13 protein-coding genes and 2 pseudogenes are annotated in these 15,722 nt (G+C 61.4%); 3 read left to right on the plus strand and 12 right to left on the minus strand.

The genetic code is table 11. The annotated features are described in order from the left end of the window. Positions 1-216, minus strand: a pseudogene (locus tag Y708_RS29815) (cupredoxin domain-containing protein); the annotation flags it as partial. 146 nt (positions 217-362) lie between these two features. Here Y708_RS29815 and Y708_RS0111495 point away from each other — a divergent pair. Further along, a complete protein-coding gene (locus Y708_RS0111495; protein WP_081746729.1) occupies positions 363-1,022 on the plus strand; it encodes a TlpA family protein disulfide reductase in 660 nt (219 codons plus the stop codon). 600 nt (positions 1,023-1,622) lie between these two features. On the opposite strand, the gene Y708_RS29175 is transcribed toward Y708_RS0111495, so the two are convergent. From Y708_RS29175 to nrdH, 5 genes are all read right to left on the minus strand, one after another. Then, on the minus strand, positions 1,623-1,781 hold the full coding sequence (locus Y708_RS29175) for a hypothetical protein (protein ID WP_155853830.1): 159 nt from the start codon (positions 1,779-1,781) through the stop codon (positions 1,623-1,625). A gap of 637 nt (positions 1,782-2,418) precedes the next feature. Next, positions 2,419-3,393, minus strand: coding sequence for a class 1b ribonucleoside-diphosphate reductase subunit beta (gene nrdF / locus Y708_RS0111510; protein WP_028280050.1), 975 nt, complete (start codon positions 3,391-3,393; stop codon positions 2,419-2,421). An 88-nt stretch (positions 3,394-3,481) separates the two neighbouring features. Further along, positions 3,482-5,602, minus strand: a complete 2,121-nt coding sequence (nrdE, locus tag Y708_RS0111515; protein ID WP_028280051.1) for a class 1b ribonucleoside-diphosphate reductase subunit alpha — start codon at positions 5,600-5,602, stop codon at positions 3,482-3,484. Positions 5,603-5,655: 53 nt separating this feature from the next. After that, positions 5,656-6,114: a class Ib ribonucleoside-diphosphate reductase assembly flavoprotein NrdI gene (nrdI, locus tag Y708_RS0111520; protein WP_028280052.1), complete on the minus strand. Its 459-nt coding sequence runs from the start codon at positions 6,112-6,114 to the stop codon at positions 5,656-5,658. A 65-nt stretch (positions 6,115-6,179) separates the two neighbouring features. Further along, on the minus strand, positions 6,180-6,425 hold the full coding sequence (nrdH, locus tag Y708_RS0111525) for a glutaredoxin-like protein NrdH (RefSeq protein ID WP_028280053.1): 246 nt from the start codon (positions 6,423-6,425) through the stop codon (positions 6,180-6,182). Positions 6,426-6,978: 553 nt separating this feature from the next. Between nrdH and Y708_RS0111530 the strand changes: the two genes are divergently transcribed. After that, a complete protein-coding gene (locus tag Y708_RS0111530) occupies positions 6,979-7,365 on the plus strand; it encodes a type IV toxin-antitoxin system AbiEi family antitoxin domain-containing protein (RefSeq protein WP_216699784.1) in 387 nt (128 codons plus the stop codon). A gap of 16 nt (positions 7,366-7,381) precedes the next feature. Here the strand turns inward: Y708_RS0111530 and Y708_RS24520 are convergent, their stop codons facing one another. Genes Y708_RS24520 through Y708_RS0111550 form a run of 4 tightly spaced genes read right to left on the minus strand, consistent with a single transcriptional unit; the run spans position 7,382 to position 12,036 of the window. Further along, positions 7,382-8,653 (minus strand): SAM-dependent methyltransferase, encoded by a 1,272-nt coding sequence (locus tag Y708_RS24520; protein WP_253905791.1) that lies wholly within the window; start codon positions 8,651-8,653, stop codon positions 7,382-7,384. Positions 8,654-8,675: 22 nt separating this feature from the next. Further along, entirely contained in the window at positions 8,676-9,968 is a 1,293-nt protein-coding gene (locus Y708_RS0111540) for an SAM-dependent methyltransferase (protein ID WP_028280055.1), read from the minus strand. Continuing rightward, complete coding sequence (locus Y708_RS0111545) at positions 9,965-10,690, minus strand: DUF1365 domain-containing protein (RefSeq protein WP_028280056.1); 726 nt, start codon at positions 10,688-10,690, stop codon at positions 9,965-9,967. The genes Y708_RS0111540 and Y708_RS0111545 overlap by 4 nt, the downstream gene beginning before the upstream one ends. Further along, complete coding sequence (locus Y708_RS0111550) at positions 10,687-12,036, minus strand: NAD(P)/FAD-dependent oxidoreductase (RefSeq protein WP_051478928.1); 1,350 nt, start codon at positions 12,034-12,036, stop codon at positions 10,687-10,689. The genes Y708_RS0111545 and Y708_RS0111550 overlap by 4 nt, the downstream gene beginning before the upstream one ends. A 170-nt stretch (positions 12,037-12,206) precedes the next feature. Here Y708_RS0111550 and Y708_RS0111555 point away from each other — a divergent pair, with 170 nt between their 5' ends. Next, positions 12,207-13,130: a LysR family transcriptional regulator gene (locus Y708_RS0111555; protein ID WP_028280058.1), complete on the plus strand. Its 924-nt coding sequence runs from the start codon at positions 12,207-12,209 to the stop codon at positions 13,128-13,130. 68 nt (positions 13,131-13,198) lie between these two features. Here Y708_RS0111555 and metE read toward each other — a convergent pair whose 3' ends face one another. Next, positions 13,199-15,526 carry a 5-methyltetrahydropteroyltriglutamate--homocysteine S-methyltransferase gene (gene metE, locus Y708_RS0111560; RefSeq protein WP_028280059.1) on the minus strand — a complete coding sequence of 776 codons (2,328 nt, stop codon included), beginning with the start codon at positions 15,524-15,526 and terminating at the stop codon, positions 13,199-13,201. 15 nt (positions 15,527-15,541) lie between these two features. Then, positions 15,542-15,722 (minus strand): annotated as a pseudogene (locus Y708_RS24525) (methylenetetrahydrofolate reductase); the annotation flags it as partial.

Here is a 15,722-nt window from a genome sequence, read left to right on the forward strand (position 1 = left end):
GCTGTTGTCCCGCCGATCAAAGCGGAGCTGGACCGGGATGCCGGCCGTGACCCGGATCAAGTCCGGGGAGTACCCACCACGGACCGAAATATCGGCAACCTGCACACCAGCGCGGACTAACGCCACCTCGGCCCTGCGCGGAGCGAAAAAATACCACGCCAGAAAACCGATCGCCAGAAGACCGCCAGCGATGACAGCCACATCGACTAAATCCATAAACCACTTCTCCTGTTATGAGCCATTCACTCGACCAAAGTCTGGGCACAGTCATAACCCACCTTGATACTATGAACGATAGTACCAAGTCTCGCGGTGAGCGACATTCCCGGGTGGACCGGAGCAACGAAGGGCAGAAAACTATCATGCAGCCACACGCAAAGGGTCGGAATCTACCAGCCAGAATCAATCAATCACAGACTTCACCGCGAAGGGTACGCAGGACCGCCCGTGCAGTAGGCGTTATCGCCCTCGCCTCCGTGGTGTTCCTGGCCGGATGCGCGGCCCCGGATTCGTTGGCCCAGCAAGCATCAGCCGGGGACAACAAAAACTACATCGCCGGGGACGGCTCCGTGTCCGAGTTCGCCGCCAGCGACCGGGGGGAGCCCATACCCCTTGAAGCATCCCTTATGGATGGAAGCACGGTCAGCACCGCTGACCTGCAGGGCCAAGTGACCGTGCTGAACTTCTGGTACGCAGCCTGTGCACCCTGCCGGGCGGAAGCACCGGATTTGGAAGCACTTTACCAAGAGTTCTCAGGCAAGGGCGTGCAGTTCTACGGCGTGAACATCCGTGATGAGGCACCGACAGCAACCTCATTCGAGCGGAACTTCGGTATCTCCTATCCGAGCATGCTCGACACCGACGGCAGAATCCTGTTGGCGCTCAGCACACAGGTCCCTCCACAGGCAGTGCCAACCACGCTGATACTGGATAAACAAGGCCGAATCTCGGCGCGGATACTCGGCATTGCAGAAAAAAGCACCCTCAAAGCGCTCATCGAATCCGCGTCCAACGAGTCGTAACTTGGTTTGGTCACCCTCAACTTCTATGCGCTGTGCATCCTCGCAGGCATCATCCTGGCCAGCCACCGGTAGTACGAGGCCCTGGCAATGCCGTGCTCGATGCACATCCACTGGATCGGGAAGTTGGCGTTCTCCGTCTGAACAAGCCGGTAAGGGACTCTACTGCTGTTCTTTGGCGAAGAACGCCGCACATTTTTTAGGAACAGGTTCTCCCGTTCAACCTCGCGCAGCAGTGCTTCCAAAGACTTGTATTTGGCTGGCGTCCACCGGATCATCCGGTTTGCTGCCGCCCTCCGAATGGCCCTCGTCGTGCAGCCGCACCCACCGCTCCAGCGCGGTCACCGAGATCCCCAGCTCCGGGCAACAGCCATCGGCGAGCGTCCAAAGGAATTACCAATTTAATGGCGTCGGCCTTGAACTCATCGGGATACGTTGGCCGAGTATACATAAACACAATCCATTCAAACTATGTCTCATATCAGTAGCACACCTCAAAAAAGCTGCGCAAAGGGCTGCTCCAGGGCAGGTTCAACACGGTTCATAAGAACATCGAATAGCTTAGAACAGCCAGTATCCCCGCGAACGAGAACAGTATCGTTGTCAGTCGTCCTTTCGCCGTTCTTGATCCCTTGCGCAGGGGAAGAGGAACTGGCGTCCGATCGCGTAGAGCAGCCTGCCGATAGCGAACAGTGCGCCGGTGCCTGCTGTATCGGGAACCAGTAGAGCGGCGAAAGCTGAAATACCGATGAGTAGAGCCATGAGCGCCTCAAGGAGCTGGACCGGATAGCGTCGTTATATGGGTTGGTTTCGCGCCGCGGTCGTTGCTGGTGGTTCCCACTGCCCCAGGGAAATCTTCGTGTGCACCGCGGCGAGCCAAGTGCGAGCATCCGTCTTCGTGAGGAACGTCAAGGACTGATCGTCCTCAGTCCGAGCCGTGTAAGTCTCACCGTCCGGTGCGGGATACCGTGCTTGCCAGCGACCAGAAGGAAGCTTTCGCAGGCTCCCCCACGTCTCTCGCCTCACTGTGCTCATCATGCCCTCCCGTGGACTCGAACGGACTCTCATGGACCGTCGTGCCACTCCGTGCCACTCGACCCGCAGAGGTCCCAACATCCGCGTAATTCCGCGGATGTCGAGAGCTCCATCGAGCCATCTGTGGCACGAAGTGGCAAGGCCTCGGTGACGTACCGCTCCCAAATTCGGGTCAGCAGGCCACCCCGCTTCCATCTGGAAGGTGTGCGCGTGCCATCCACGTGCCACCCCGAACGGATATTCATGTTCATCTCTGTCCTCCTCTGTTCATTCGGAGAAGGCACAAAAAAGGCCCGGACCCGCGAAATCTCGCAGATCCGGGCCTCTGACCAGCCCTTTTGGGCGGGGCCTCAAAGAGAAACTCTTAGAAGTCCCAGTCATCATCCTCAGTATTGACAGCCTTACCGATCACATAGCTCGAACCCGAGCCCGAGAAGAAGTCGTGGTTCTCATCAGCATTCGGCGACAACGCGGACAGGATAGCCGGGTTCACATCCGTCACGGACGCCGGGAACATGGCCTCGTAGCCGAGGTTCATCAGCGCCTTGTTCGCGTTGTAGTGCAGGAACTTCTTGACGTCCTCGGCCAAGCCGACGGAGTCATACAGGTCGTGCGTGTACTGGACTTCGTTCTCGTACAGCTCGAACAACAGCTCGAAGGTGTAGTCCTTGATCTCCTGACGACGCTCCGGAGTCTCCTTCTCGAGGCCCTTCTGAAACTTGTAGCCGATGTAATAGCCATGCACGGCCTCGTCACGGATGATGAGCCTGATGAGGTCCGCCGTGTTGGTCAGCTTGGCCCGCGAAGACCAGTACATGGGCAGATAGAAACCGGAGTAGAAGAGAAAGCTCTCCAGCAGGGTTGAAGCCACCTTGCGCTTCAGCGGATCGTCGCCCTGGTAGTAGTCCATGACAATCCGGGCCTTCTTCTGAAGGTTCTCGTTCTCAGTGGACCAGCGGAATGCCTCGTCAATCTCCTTGGTGGAGGCCAGCGTCGAAAAGATCGACGAATAGCTTTTGGCGTGCACGGACTCCATGAACGCGATATTCGTGTATACAGCCTCTTCATGCGGTGTGATCGCGTCCGGAATCAGGCTGACCGCACCAACGGTTCCCTGAATGGTGTCCAGCAGCGTCAGGCCCGTAAAAACGCGCATGGTGAGCTGCTGCTCGTCCGAAGTCAGCGTGTTCCACGACTGCACGTCATTGGACAGCGGCACCTTCTCCGGCAGCCAGAAATTGTTGACCAGGCGGTTCCAGACGTCCACGTCCTTGTCATCCTGGATACGGTTCCAGTTGATCGCTTCAACGTGGCTAAGCAGCTTGACCTTCTCGGTCATGTCATCCCCTAAATGGTGGGTTCTTCGTGAAGTTAAGCGTACGACGGCGGGCGGGTACCCGCCGTCGTACATTTAGTTGAAGCTACAACTAAAGCATGCAACTGACACAGCCATCCACCTCAGTCCCTTCCAGCGCGAGCTGGCGGAGACGGATGTAGTAGATGGTCTTGATGCCCTTTTTCCATGCATAGATCTGGGCCTTGTTGATGTCGCGTGTGGTGGCGGTGTCCTTGAAGAACAGGGTCAGGGACAGGCCCTGATCCACGTGCTGCGTGGCAGCTGCGTAGGTGTCGATGACCTTTTCGTAGCCGATCTCGTACGCGTCCTGGTAGTACTCCAGGTTGTCGTTGGTCAGATACGGGGCCGGGTAGTAGACGCGCCCCAGCTTGCCTTCCTTACGGATCTCGATCTTGGACGCCACCGGGTGGATCGAGGACGTGGAGTTGTTGATGTAGCTGATCGAGCCCGTCGGCGGAACGGCCTGCAGGTTCTGGTTGTAGATACCGTGCTCCATCACCGAAGCCTTCAGCGCCTGCCAGTCCTCCTGAGTGGGGATGGAGACGTTTTCGAAGAGCTCCCGCACCCGCTCCGTGGCCGGCGCCCATTCCTGCTGCGTGTACTTGTCGAAGAACTCGCCGCTGGCGTACGTGGACTTCTCAAAGCCGCCGAAGGTCCGGCCGGTTTCCATCGCCAACAGGTTGGAGGCCCTGATCGCGTGGTACACCACGGTGTAGAAGTAGATGTTGGTGAAGTCCAGGCCCTCCTCCGAGCCGTAGTGGACCCGCTCACGGGCCAGATAGCCGTGCAGGTTCATCTGGCCCAGCCCGATTGCGTGGGACTGGTCATTGCCGTTGGCGATGGAGGGCACCGAGGTGATGTTGGACATGTCCGACACCGCAGAGAGGGTGCGGATGGCGGTCTCGATGGTGAGACCCAGATCCGGCGAATCCATGCTCTTGGCGATGTTCATTGAACCGAGATTGCAGGAAATGTCCTTGCCGGTCTCGGCGTAGGACAGGTCATCGTTGTACGTGGTGGGCTGTGAGACCTGGAGGATCTCGGAGCACAGGTTGGACATGATGATCTTGCCGTCAATCGGGTTGGCCCGGTTTACGGTGTCCTCGAACATGATGTACGGGTAACCCGATTCGAACTGGATTTCCGCGAGGGTCTGGAAAAAGTCGCGGGCCTTGATCTTGGTCTTCTTGATACGGGCGTCATCCACCATCTCGTAGTACTTCTCGGTAACAGAGATGTCGGAGAACGGCATGCCGTAGACCTTCTCGACGTCGAACGGCGAGAACAGGTACATGTCCTCATCCTTCTTCGCCAGCTCAAAGGTGATGTCCGGAACCACGACGCCCAGCGAGAGGGTCTTGATGCGGATCTTCTCATCCGCGTTCTCGCGCTTGGTGTCGAGGAAACGGTTGATGTCCGGGTGATGCGCGTGCAGATACACCGCGCCAGCACCCTGGCGGGCTCCGAGCTGATTGGCGTAGGAGAAGCTGTCCTCGAGAAGCTTCATCACGGGGATGACGCCGGAGGACTGGTTCTCGATCTGTTTGATCGGCGCACCGACTTCGCGGATGTTGGTCAGCGCAAATGCGACACCGCCGCCGCGCTTGGACAGCTGCAGGGCGGAGTTGATGGAGCGGCCGATTGACTCCATGTTGTCTTCGATGCGGAGCAGGAAGCAGGAGACCAGCTCGCCGCGCTGGCGCTTGCCGGCGTTGAGGAAGGTGGGGGTGGCCGGCTGAAAGCGGCCCTCGATGATCTCGTCGACCATCTGCACTGCCAACTGCTCGTCGCCTCGGGCCAGGTGCAGGGCAACCAGGCAGACGCGGTCTTCGTAGCGCTCCAGGTACCGCTTGCCGTCGAAGGTCTTGAGCGTGTAGGACGTGTAGAACTTGAAGGCGCCCAGAAAGGTCTCAAAGCGGAACTTCTTCTTGTACGCGCGGTTGTAGAGGTCACGGATGAAGTTCATTGTGTACTGGTCGAGCGTTTCGCGCTCGTAGTACTCGTTCTTCACCAGGTAGTCGAGCTTCTCCTCGAGGTCGTGGAAGAAGACCGTGTTGTTGTTGACGTGCTGCAGGAAGTACTGGTGGGCTGCTTCCCTGTCCGCCTCGAACTGGATCTCGCCATGAGGGCCATAGAGATTGAGCATGGCATTGAGCTCGTGATAGCCGAGCCCGTCCAAGCGGGCAGGCACCGGGGCGCGGTCTTCCGCCGTCGATGTTTCCGAAACAGCCGTTCCTGCGACAGTCATGTCCAAAACTCTTCCAATCCTTGGGTTACCCGGTCAACGTCCTCCGACGTTCCCATGAGTTCAAATCGATACAAGACGGGCACCTTGCACTTGGCTGCGACAACATCCGCCGCAAGGCAATAGGTTTCCCCGAAGTTAGTGTTACCGGCGCCGATCACGCCGCGGATACGTGACCGGTTGCCCTCATTGTTGAGGAACTTGATCACCTGCCTGGGTACCGCTCCTCTCCCGGTCTCCCCGCCATAGGTGGGGAGAACCAAAACAAAGGGTTTGAGCGCCTCCAGCGTGTCTTCTTTTGTCAGCACCGGAATGCGGGCCGAGCGGATGGGCAATTTTCGCACGAAGCGAGCGGTATTGTCCGACGTCGACGAAAAGTAAATCAGGGGCGCATCCGTTTGCTTCCCCCGGCTGCTGCCGGCGGGTGAATTCAGCCCTGCTGCATTCGAACGATTCATGGTTGCTGTTGCCATGTTCACCGGCCTCCCAACTGCCTCTGCTGGCTACCCGCGGCCGAATTTGCCTAGGCGACCGACGTGATCGATTCCTGGGCCAGCTCATTGATCTTGTCGGGGCGGAAGCCAGACCAGTGATCCTTCTCGGTGATAACCACAGGGGCCTGCATGTAACCGAGTGACCGTACACGCTCCAGTGCTGCCGGATCCTGTGAAATATCCACGCTCTGGTACGTGATGCCCTTCTTGTCCAGAGCCCGGTAGGTGGCATTGCACTGTACGCATGCTGGCTTGGTGTAAACCGTAACGGTCATGGTCCCTACTCCCCTTGTAATCTGCTGCTTATTCTTCCAATGTTGGTGGGCCCATGTCGCGTAACCAAGCCGGTAATTTCCAGTGGTACAACGGTTGCCTCGCCAGCAAGTGATTCGATATCTAGATACTACATCTAGTGCAAGGCCATGGCTGCGACCCCAAGATGATGTATTACAAGTATGTCATTCATTAGGTAATTAGTCCACAGAAAATCCACAGTCCGGGCCGGAAAAATACGCGGATCCGAGCGGTTTTGACACCTGTCATCCACAGGGTGTGGAGCGCTGTCCACACAGGCAAGACGGGTTCGTGTCGCGGGGTTGTCGGCGTGTCGCGGGTGCGGCGCTACGGATCTCTTGGCCGAGATCACCCCTGACGGTCGGGGTCACCCCTCACGCGGGATGACCTCGACCGTCAGGGGTGACTTCGGCGTTCGGGTTCGACCCCTTGGGATGACCGACCCGATCTCCACAGACGACACGATTCACGGAGGGTGTCCACATACGGCAATCTACGGTCCGGATCGAACCGGATCTGATTCACGCTGTGTTAATGGACTCTCCCGCACGAAATTTATTGACGTACAACACCCTGGGGGCGTCAGGCCTGTCTCATCAACAGATCCGCCTTCGCTGTCAGAACGGGACGCTCGTGCGGGTTCGCAAAGGCATCTATGGCTCGGTGGCACAACCTGATTGTGGCGCACCACGTTGCCACGCTGGCCCCGTTCTCCTCGACGAGTACGGAGACAACACGACCGCCCGCGAAGTTCTTCTCGCGGAGCGGCGGCGCGAGTCACTCCTTATTGAGGACGGTTGGTTGTCTGTGCGTGTTCGCTGGGAGGATTTCGACGACGACGCCTCCCTCCGCAGCCGCATCAGGTCCGCCGTTGCCCGTGCCCGCCTGGCGAGCCGTTCCGAACTGGGGCGGGGGAAGTGACACTGGAGTCGGAACGTCAGGCAGGCCGCTGGGAAAGGATCTGGTCTACACCCATCCGGCCATCGCGAAAGGTCATCATGCCGCCCACCAGATACAGCCGCCAGACACGGGCAATCTCTTCACCCATCATCTCCACCGCAGCATCCCAGTTCGCTTCGAACGTCTGCAGCCAGGCACCGATGGTGCGCACATAATGCTCCCGCATCGCCTGGACGCCGAGAATCTCGAACCCTGCGTTTTCAATCAGGTTCACGGTGTCGCCCACGGCGCGCATGTGCATGTCCGGAGCGATAAAGGATTCAATGAACGGCCCGCCCCCGGGATGCTTGCCGTGACGGGACATCTGCTGGATCAGCATCTTCCCACCCGGCTTGACGTTGCGGAACAGAGTGGAGGTGTAGACGCCGTAGTTGGACTGCCCCACGTGCTCGCCCATTTCCAGCGACGCGACCGCATCATAGGGACCGTCCCGCACATCGCGGTAATCCTCGAGCCGGATCTCAACCCTGTCCTGCAGGCCGCGCTCAGCGATCCGCTGGTCGATGAACGCCTTTTGCTCCCGGGAGATGGTTACCCCGGTGACCTTGGCCCCAAAGTGCTCGGCCGCGTACAGACTCAGTGATCCCCAGCCGCACCCAACGTCGAGGAAACGCTGATCAGTCATCGTGTCCAGGCCCACCTTGCGGCAGACAAGGTCAAGCTTGTCCCGCTGTGCATCCTCCAACGAGTAATCTGCATCGTCGGAGAGCCAGTAGGCACAGGAATAGGCCATCTGCTTGTCCAGGATCAGCTCATAGAAACTATTTGACAGGTCATAGTGATGACTGATCGCTGCACGGTCACGCAGCAGGCTGTGCAGCCGGCCGGTGATCTTCGCCTGTGACTGGGGCGCGGGCAACGGCGGACCAAAGACGTCCAGTTCACGGGCCAGCCTGGTCAAGTGGAGAAGCAGCTGCGGATTGAGCTTGGGCATGGTGAGGCCCCGCTCACCAACAACTTTCCACACATAGGTCAGCGCCGCTTCGAGCGATCCCGGCACATCCACCTCACCGGTGACATAGGCCTGCGACGCGCCAAGCTCCCCCGGACTCCACAGCAACCTGCGCAGCGCATTGGCACTGTTGAGCTGCACGTCGGGCGCATCCTCGGGGCCGGCTGCGCTTCCGTCCCACGCCGTCAGCCGGACCGGGAGTTCACCGCCGACCAAGGGCTCAAGGATGCGGGCAAGTTTCGTGGCCACGCCCCGGTCAATTCCCGTGGAATACGTGGTCTGTCCTGTATCTGTCACTGAAGCTCCTGAAAATCCCTGGTTACGGGCGGCGGTCAAAGATGAGCTGCTGGACATCAAGATACCCGGCCTGGAATCCGGCGCGCGAATAGCACAGGTAGAAGTGCCACATCCGCTGGAAGACGTCGTCAAACCCAAGGGCAGACACCTCGTCGCGGTGAGCCAGGAAGCGGTCCTCCCAGAGGCGCAGCGTCTGCGCATAGTGGTCGCCCATCGAGAGCCTCTCCCGGACACGAAGCCCGGTGTACCGATCGGTGATGTCCTCGATTGCCCGCACGGAAGGAATGAACCCACCCGGGAAAATGTACTTGTGAATCCAGGTGTAGGTACGCCGGGTTACCATCATTCGCTCATGCGGCATGGTGATTGCCTGGATTGCCACCCGCCCGTTTGGGGCCAGCAACCGGTCGATGGTCTGGAAATACACGCCCCAGTATTCGTACCCCACCGCTTCGATCATTTCAACGGAGATGATGGCGTCAAACTCGCCTTCCACCGCGCGGTAGTCCCTGAGTTCCACCGTTACCTGATCGGAAAAACCAGCCTCGGCGATCCGTGCGTCGGCAAGTTCCTTCTGCTCGCTGGACAGGGTTACTGAAACCACTGTTGCTCCGCGCCGCGCCGCGCGCAGTGCAAGCTCGCCCCAGCCGGTGCCGATTTCCAGCACCCGCGTCCCCTCGCCCACATCCGCCTGATCGAGTAGACGATCGATCTTCCGCTGCTGCGCATCGGGAAAGTCCTCCCACCGAACGTCCAGCAGTCGCGGCCCATTGGCGTCAAACAGCGCACTGGAGTAGGACATCGTGTCCTCGAGGAAGAGCTTGAACAAGTCATTGGACAGGTCATAGTGGCGGGCGATGTTGGAGCGCGTATTCGCTGCCGAGTTGCGTTCCTTCCGCGGAGGCTTCGGCAGATACAGGCCGCGCAGCTTCTGCAGCGGCACAGGCACCAGATGCGCGGCCTGTGCCGCGAACACCTCAATCACCTCGGTCAGGTCCGACGCCGTCCATTCCTGCGCCATGTAGGACTCGCCCAGTCCAATCAGACCGCTGTCCCCCAGCCGGGCGAAGAAGTCTGCCGGGCGGTGGATGCGCATCTCGGGAAGCTTTGTTCCGCTGGCTACGCCGCGGCGGGCTCCCAGCACCGTGCCGTCGTCGTAAATGACCCGCAGCGGGAGGCGGTTCACCGCCGCGGAGAAGATCTTCTCGGCAAGCGCTGCCGCAACCTTGTTTCGTGGTCCTGACGGAACAAACGCAACGCCCGGCCAGTACTCCGGGTCCACGTCCGCACTGGACCTGGTAACGGTGGTGCTCATTTCACTGCCTCCTGTGATTCATGATGTGGCCTGGTGCGCACGGGAAGACGGCGCAGCCAGAGTTTGATGCCCTGCCACCGGATCTGCGCGGCAGCACGCAGCGGAGCGAGGGGAATTGCGGTGATCATGCGTACAACGTTCCGGGTCGACGCCGGGAGCCGCTGACCGGACATAGCCGCGACAAAAGGTGCCTGATCGTCGCGGTGGAGGGTGATGGAAACCTTCAACTGCTCATCAGGCTCGGGGACGCGCATGTCATAGGTGCCGGACACATCGTTGAACGGCGAAACGTAGAACTCCTTGTCCGTCTGCGCGCGACCGTGCCCGTCCACGTCCAGCAGATAACAGTGCCTCTCACCGTAGGTGTTGTGCACCTCGGCGATCACCGCCGTCAGGGAGCCGTCCAATGCGTGGCACCAGAACAGCGTCAGCGGGTTGAAAACGTGGCCGAGCACCCGGGCGCTTCCCAGCATGGTGACCGGTCCGCCGTCGTCGTCTATTCCGCGCGCCCTGAGAAAAGAGCGCACGTTACCGCGGATGGACGAGCCCGGATCACCGAGATGATCGGCAGCTGAGAACACCGCAAACGGCTGCAGCAGCCTGGGCAGCTGCGGCAGGTTCTCCAGATCCACAAACCAGCTATAACTGCGGTAGGTGAACTCGTTGCGCAGCGGAGTGCGGCGAACATGCTTGATAGTGGTCGCGTAGAGATACGGAATCATGGCAGGGCATCCGCTAGGTCGTCGTCCGACCGGGGGTCAAGATCCCAGAACCCACCGACTAGCTCCGCCGCCCGCAGACCGGAAAGAGCGCCGTCCTCGTGAAATCCCCAGCCGTGATAGGCGCCGGCGAAGGCCACCTGAGCATCGCTCAACTCTGCGAGGCGGGCCTGGGCAGCCAACGACGACGGCGTGTACTGCGGGTGTTCATAGGTCATCTCCCGCAGCACCGAGGAAGCGGCGATCTGGTCCTCCTCGCCGAGGCTCACCAGAAAACGGTGGTTCGTTTTTCCTTCGAGGCGCTGCAGCCGGGTCAGGTCATACGTCACCAGCACGCGGTCAGGATTCGCGTCGCAGGAGGGCAGCCGGTAGTTCCAGGAGGCCCTCGCATTGTCCGCGTGCGGCAGCACACCTTCGTCCGTGTGGAACAGCGTGTGGTTGACGGAATACGGTAGGTCGCTGAGAACCGACTCCTCCAGCCCGGTGGCATCGGTCAGCATGGTCAGCGCCTGATGCGGGTGTGTGGCAATCACCACGGCATCGAACAAGCGGTCCTCGCCGCGGGAGGTGATAACGACGCCGTCGGCCGTCTTCCGCACGCCTGTCACGGGGCACTCCAGCAGCACCTCATCAAGTGTTTCGGTGATCCTGCGCACGTATTCTGACGATCCTCCGGTCACGGTGCGCCACTGCGGCGAACCCTTGATAGTCAGCATGCCGTGATGCTGCATGAAAGTGAAGAGGTAGCGGGCCGGGTAGGACAGCGCCATGCCGGGATCACAGGACCACACGGCCGACACGACCGGCGTCATGAAGTGCGCCGTGAAGTAGGGGCTGAATTTGCCCCTGGCGAGGAACTCACCCAAGGTCATGCCGTCGTCGTCGTTCTTGTCCGTGTCCCTCAAAAGGGTGCGCGCGCTCCGCTGGAACCGAAGGATCTCACCAAGCATCTTCAGGTAGCGGCCCCGGAACAAGGAACCCCGCTGGGCGAAAACGCCGGTGCGGCCCTTGGCGCCGGCATACTCCAGTCCGCAGCCGTCGCAGCGGACGGACATGGTCATGTCCGACTCCTGGGTCTGGACGCCCAGTTCCTCGAACAGTCTGATCAAGGTGGGATAGGTGCGGTCATTGTGGACGATGAAACCGGTGTCCACGCCCGTGGTTGAACCGTCGGAAAGCTCCATCGGGTGGGTGTGTGCGTGACCCCCGGCGCGGCCGTCCGCCTCGTACAACGTCACTGCGCTGTGACGGCTGAGGACCCACGCCGCGGTCAAACCGGCGACACCGCTGCCCACAACTGCCACACTCCGCCGCGACGCGGAAATGGGTTCATTGTTGACAGTAGTCATCTGGGCTCCTCCACACTCCGGCACAACAGGTGTCGGCGAGTGCGTAAGCATCGCCCTGCTGTAAATATAGTTCGGATATTGTTCGGAGACGGGACATCGATGGATTGGTATTGCAGTGCCCTTAGGCCTGTGCCCGCAGCCTTCGGCTCCATCCACGAAAGGACAGCACAGTGGTCAACCCGATACATCTGCGGACCCTGTTGGAGGTCATCCGGCACGGATCGTTTGCTGCCGCCGCAACCCGGCTTGGTTACACGGCGTCTGCTGTGTCACAGCAGATGTCCGCCCTTGAGAGAGACACCGGCGTGACCCTCTTCGCGCGCTCGGCGCGCAGCGCCGTTCCCACGGAAGCCGCCGTCGTGATGTCCCGCCATGCAGCCAAGGTGCTCACCGACATCGACACCCTCCTGGCGGCCACCGCCCGCGCAGATGCAGGGACCACCCAGGAGCTGCGGCTTGGAATCTTTCCCAGCCTTGCCACTTTTGCGTTACCCCGCCTGCTGCGGACGCCGGAATGGCGCAAGCTCGGCATCAGCCTGAAGGTGTTTGTGGCTGAGCCGTCGCAGGCGATCCACGGTCTGCGGACCGGCGGCGATCTGGACCTGGCGCTCGTGTTTCAGGTGGGTCAGGGCGGACTCGCCTGGCCGTCATCGGTGAACCGGCAGTGGATCGGCGACGACAATTTCCGTGTGATCCTGCCCGAATCCTGGGGGATCAGCGCGGACGCCTCGGTGACGGCGAGCCAGCTGGCGGACATGCCGTGGATCATGCATCACCCCGGCACGGCGGACGCAACCATCATCGAGCGGCTGTTCGCAAGCTGCGGTATGCATCCGCGGGTGGTGGCGCACTGCGATGACTTCAACGCCAGCCTTGAACTGGCCGCGGCCGGTCTGGGCGCGGCGCTGGTGCCCGAACTGGCCATGCTGCATAAGTCCGACGGCGTGGTGGCGCTCGATGTGCCCGAGATCCGTTTGGCGCGAAGCATCTTCGCGCTGCAGATCGCAGGCAAGCAGACCACCCAGGTGCGGCTCTTCATGGACCAGCTGGCGGACATCCTCAAAGACCGGAGCATTGCCCCGAAACGGGTGTAGGCGTCCGGATGGAACGACGGCGGCCCGCCACCGGGTGAGGGAGGCGGGCCGCGGTCAGGCGGTCGAACTTAGGAAACGGTTGTCTCCAACTGGGCGCGCACCGCCACGGCAGCGTTCACCAGATTGCGCAGAGATTCCTCGGTCTCCGCGTAGCCGCGGGTCTTCAGTCCGCAGTCGGGATTGACCCACAGCTGACGGGCCGGCACATGCTGCACCGCCTTCTCCAGCAGCTCCGACACCTCGGGCTGGCCCGGGACGCGCGGAGAGTGGATGTCGTAGACGCCCGGTCCAACGCCGCGCTTGAAGCCGTGGTCCTCAAGGTCGTGAACAACCTCCATGCGTGACCGGGCGGCCTCGATGGAGGTGACGTCGGCGTCCAGCCCGTCGATCGCCTCGATGATCGCGCCGAACTCCGAGTAGCAGAGGTGGGTGTGGACCTGCGTGGCCGGGGCTGCCGATGCCGTGGACAGCTTGAAGGAATTGACGGACCATTCCAGGTACGACGCCTGGTCGGCGTTCCGCAGCGGAAGAAGCTCGCGCAGCGCGGGCTCATCCACCTGGATGACCTTGATGCCGGCAGCTTCCAGGTCGGTGACCTCATCCCGCAGCGCGAGCGCCACCTGGTTGGCGGTCTCCCCCAACGGCTGGTCATCGCGCACAAAGGACCAGGCGAGGATGGTGACCGGGCCGGTCAGCATTCCCTTGACCGGCTTGGCTGTCAGCGACTGCGCGTACTCGGCCCACGGGACGGTGATGGGCGCAGGCCTGCTGACGTCGCCCCACAGGATGGACGGACGGGTGCAGCGTGAACCGTAAGACTGGACCCACCCGTGCACCGTGACGTCGAAGCCGTCCAGGTTCTCGGCGAAGTATTGCACCATGTCGTTGCGCTCGGGCTCACCGTGAACCAGTACATCGAAGCCGAGCTCTTCCTGGAGGTCAATGACCCGCTTGATCTCGTCCTTCATGAGTTGCCCGTATTGCTCTGCCGTCAGGTCGCCCTTGTTGGCACGCGCGCGGGCGGAGCGGACCTCGGACGTCTGTGGGAAGGATCCGATGGTGGTGGTGGGCAGCGCAGGCAATCCAAGTGCTTCGTCCTGGGCAGCGAGGCGGGTTGCGTAGTCGCCGCGGGTAAAGTCCGACGGCGTCAGGGCCGCAGCGCGGTCCCGCACCTCGGCTCGCTTCACACCTGCGCCGGTTTCGCGGGACGCCAGGACGGCCGAGGCCGCTTCGATCTCCGCGTCGATGGCGCCGGGGTTGCCTATCAGCTTGGACAGGGTGACAACCTCAAGCACCTTCTGGTCGGCGAAGGCAAGCCAGCTGCGCAGCTGCGCATCCAACTGCTGCTCGTCCTCCACATTGTGGGGAACGTGCTGCAGCGAGGTGGAGGTAGAGACGGCCAGCGTGGAGACCGCTTTTTCAAGCGCAGCGATTGTGGAGGCCGACGCTGCGAGATCGGCTTTCCAGATGTTGTGGCCGTCAACCACTCCGGCGACGAGGGTGGTGTTACCCAGTCCGGCAAGGTCAGCGGCGGCAGGTACGGCGCCCTTGAAGGCATCAATGTGCAAGGCGTCGATGTCGGTCGCGGCCAGCACCGGCAGCAGGGACCCGAGCGAGCCGTACTGTGTGGTCACCAGCAGCGCGGGGCGTTCGGCGGCTTCGGTGGCGAGCACGCGGTAGGCGCGCTGAACGGCCGCGGTAATCTCCGCTTCGGGCAGGGCCTGGTCCGCCACCAGTGAAGGCTCTTCGAGCTGCACCCACTCCACTCCCGCAGCCGACAGCTTTGCAAGCAGCTCCACGTAGAGCGGCAGGAGGTCGTCGAGCCGGCTGAGCGGGTTGAAGCCGGCGGGTGCCTCGTCAGCGGCCTTGCTCAACAGCAGGAACGTCACTGGGCCGATCAGCATGGGCCGCACAGCGAAGCCGGCCTCGGCCGCCTCTGCGACATCGCGGAGGATCCAATCGTTGGCCAGCGAGAAGGCGGTCTCCGGGCCGATCTCCGGAACCAGATAGTGGTAGTTCGTGTCGAACCACTTGGTCATCTCAAGCGGCTGACGCTCCTTATCGCCGCGGGCCAGCGTGAAGTAGGCGTCGAGTCCCAGCTGGCCGTCGCCGTCGTACAGGTCCTTGAACCGGTCAGAGACGGCACCGAAGGCGACGGCGGTGTCCAGCACCTGGTCATAGAGCGAGAACGACGCCGGGATGGAGGAATTGCCGGCGTCCAGTCCGAGCTTCGCGAGCCGGCGGTAGGTTGCGAGACGAAGGCCGTTTGCCGTGGTCTCCAGGTCAGCGGCCAAGGACTTATCTGCCCAGAAGGACTCGATGGCCTTCTTGAGTTCGCGGCGGGGTCCGATGCGTGGGTAACCGACGATTGTTGCTGTGGGAAATGCGGTGGTCATGAGGGTCCTTTTCTCTTAAGCTGTCCGGCTCAGGCCGGTGGGAATGGGTGGGCGGCGGAGCTGCAGGTGGTCGAGGACCTCCAACGACGCCGCGTGTTCATTGAAGGTGTAGAGGTGAATGCCGGGGGCGCCCGCGTCCAGGGCCGCATTGGCGAGGTCGACGGTTGCCCGAACGCCGATGCGGCGGCGGGTGGCG

The sequence above is a fragment of the Arthrobacter sp. H5 genome (assembly GCF_000520595.1).
In the GTDB taxonomy this organism is placed as follows: Bacteria; Actinomycetota; Actinomycetes; order Actinomycetales; family Micrococcaceae; genus Arthrobacter_D.

Coding starts and splice junctions, on each gene's coding strand:
- Y708_RS0111495 (WP_081746729.1), top strand. CDS start 363: ATGCAGCCACACGCAAAGGGTCGGAATCTACCAGCCAGAATCAATCAA.
- Y708_RS29175 (WP_155853830.1), bottom strand. CDS start 1,781: ATGGCTCTACTCATCGGTATTTCAGCTTTCGCCGCTCTACTGGTTCCC.
- nrdF (WP_028280050.1), bottom strand. CDS start 3,393: ATGACCGAGAAGGTCAAGCTGCTTAGCCACGTTGAAGCGATCAACTGG.
- nrdI (WP_028280052.1), bottom strand. CDS start 6,114: ATGAATCGTTCGAATGCAGCAGGGCTGAATTCACCCGCCGGCAGCAGC.
- nrdH (WP_028280053.1), bottom strand. CDS start 6,425: ATGACCGTTACGGTTTACACCAAGCCAGCATGCGTACAGTGCAATGCC.
- Y708_RS0111530 (WP_216699784.1), top strand. CDS start 6,979: ATGGACTCTCCCGCACGAAATTTATTGACGTACAACACCCTGGGGGCG.
- Y708_RS0111540 (WP_028280055.1), bottom strand. CDS start 9,968: ATGAGCACCACCGTTACCAGGTCCAGTGCGGACGTGGACCCGGAGTAC.
- Y708_RS0111545 (WP_028280056.1), bottom strand. CDS start 10,690: ATGATTCCGTATCTCTACGCGACCACTATCAAGCATGTTCGCCGCACT.
- Y708_RS0111550 (WP_051478928.1), bottom strand. CDS start 12,036: ATGACTACTGTCAACAATGAACCCATTTCCGCGTCGCGGCGGAGTGTG.
- metE (WP_028280059.1), bottom strand. CDS start 15,526: ATGACCACCGCATTTCCCACAGCAACAATCGTCGGTTACCCACGCATC.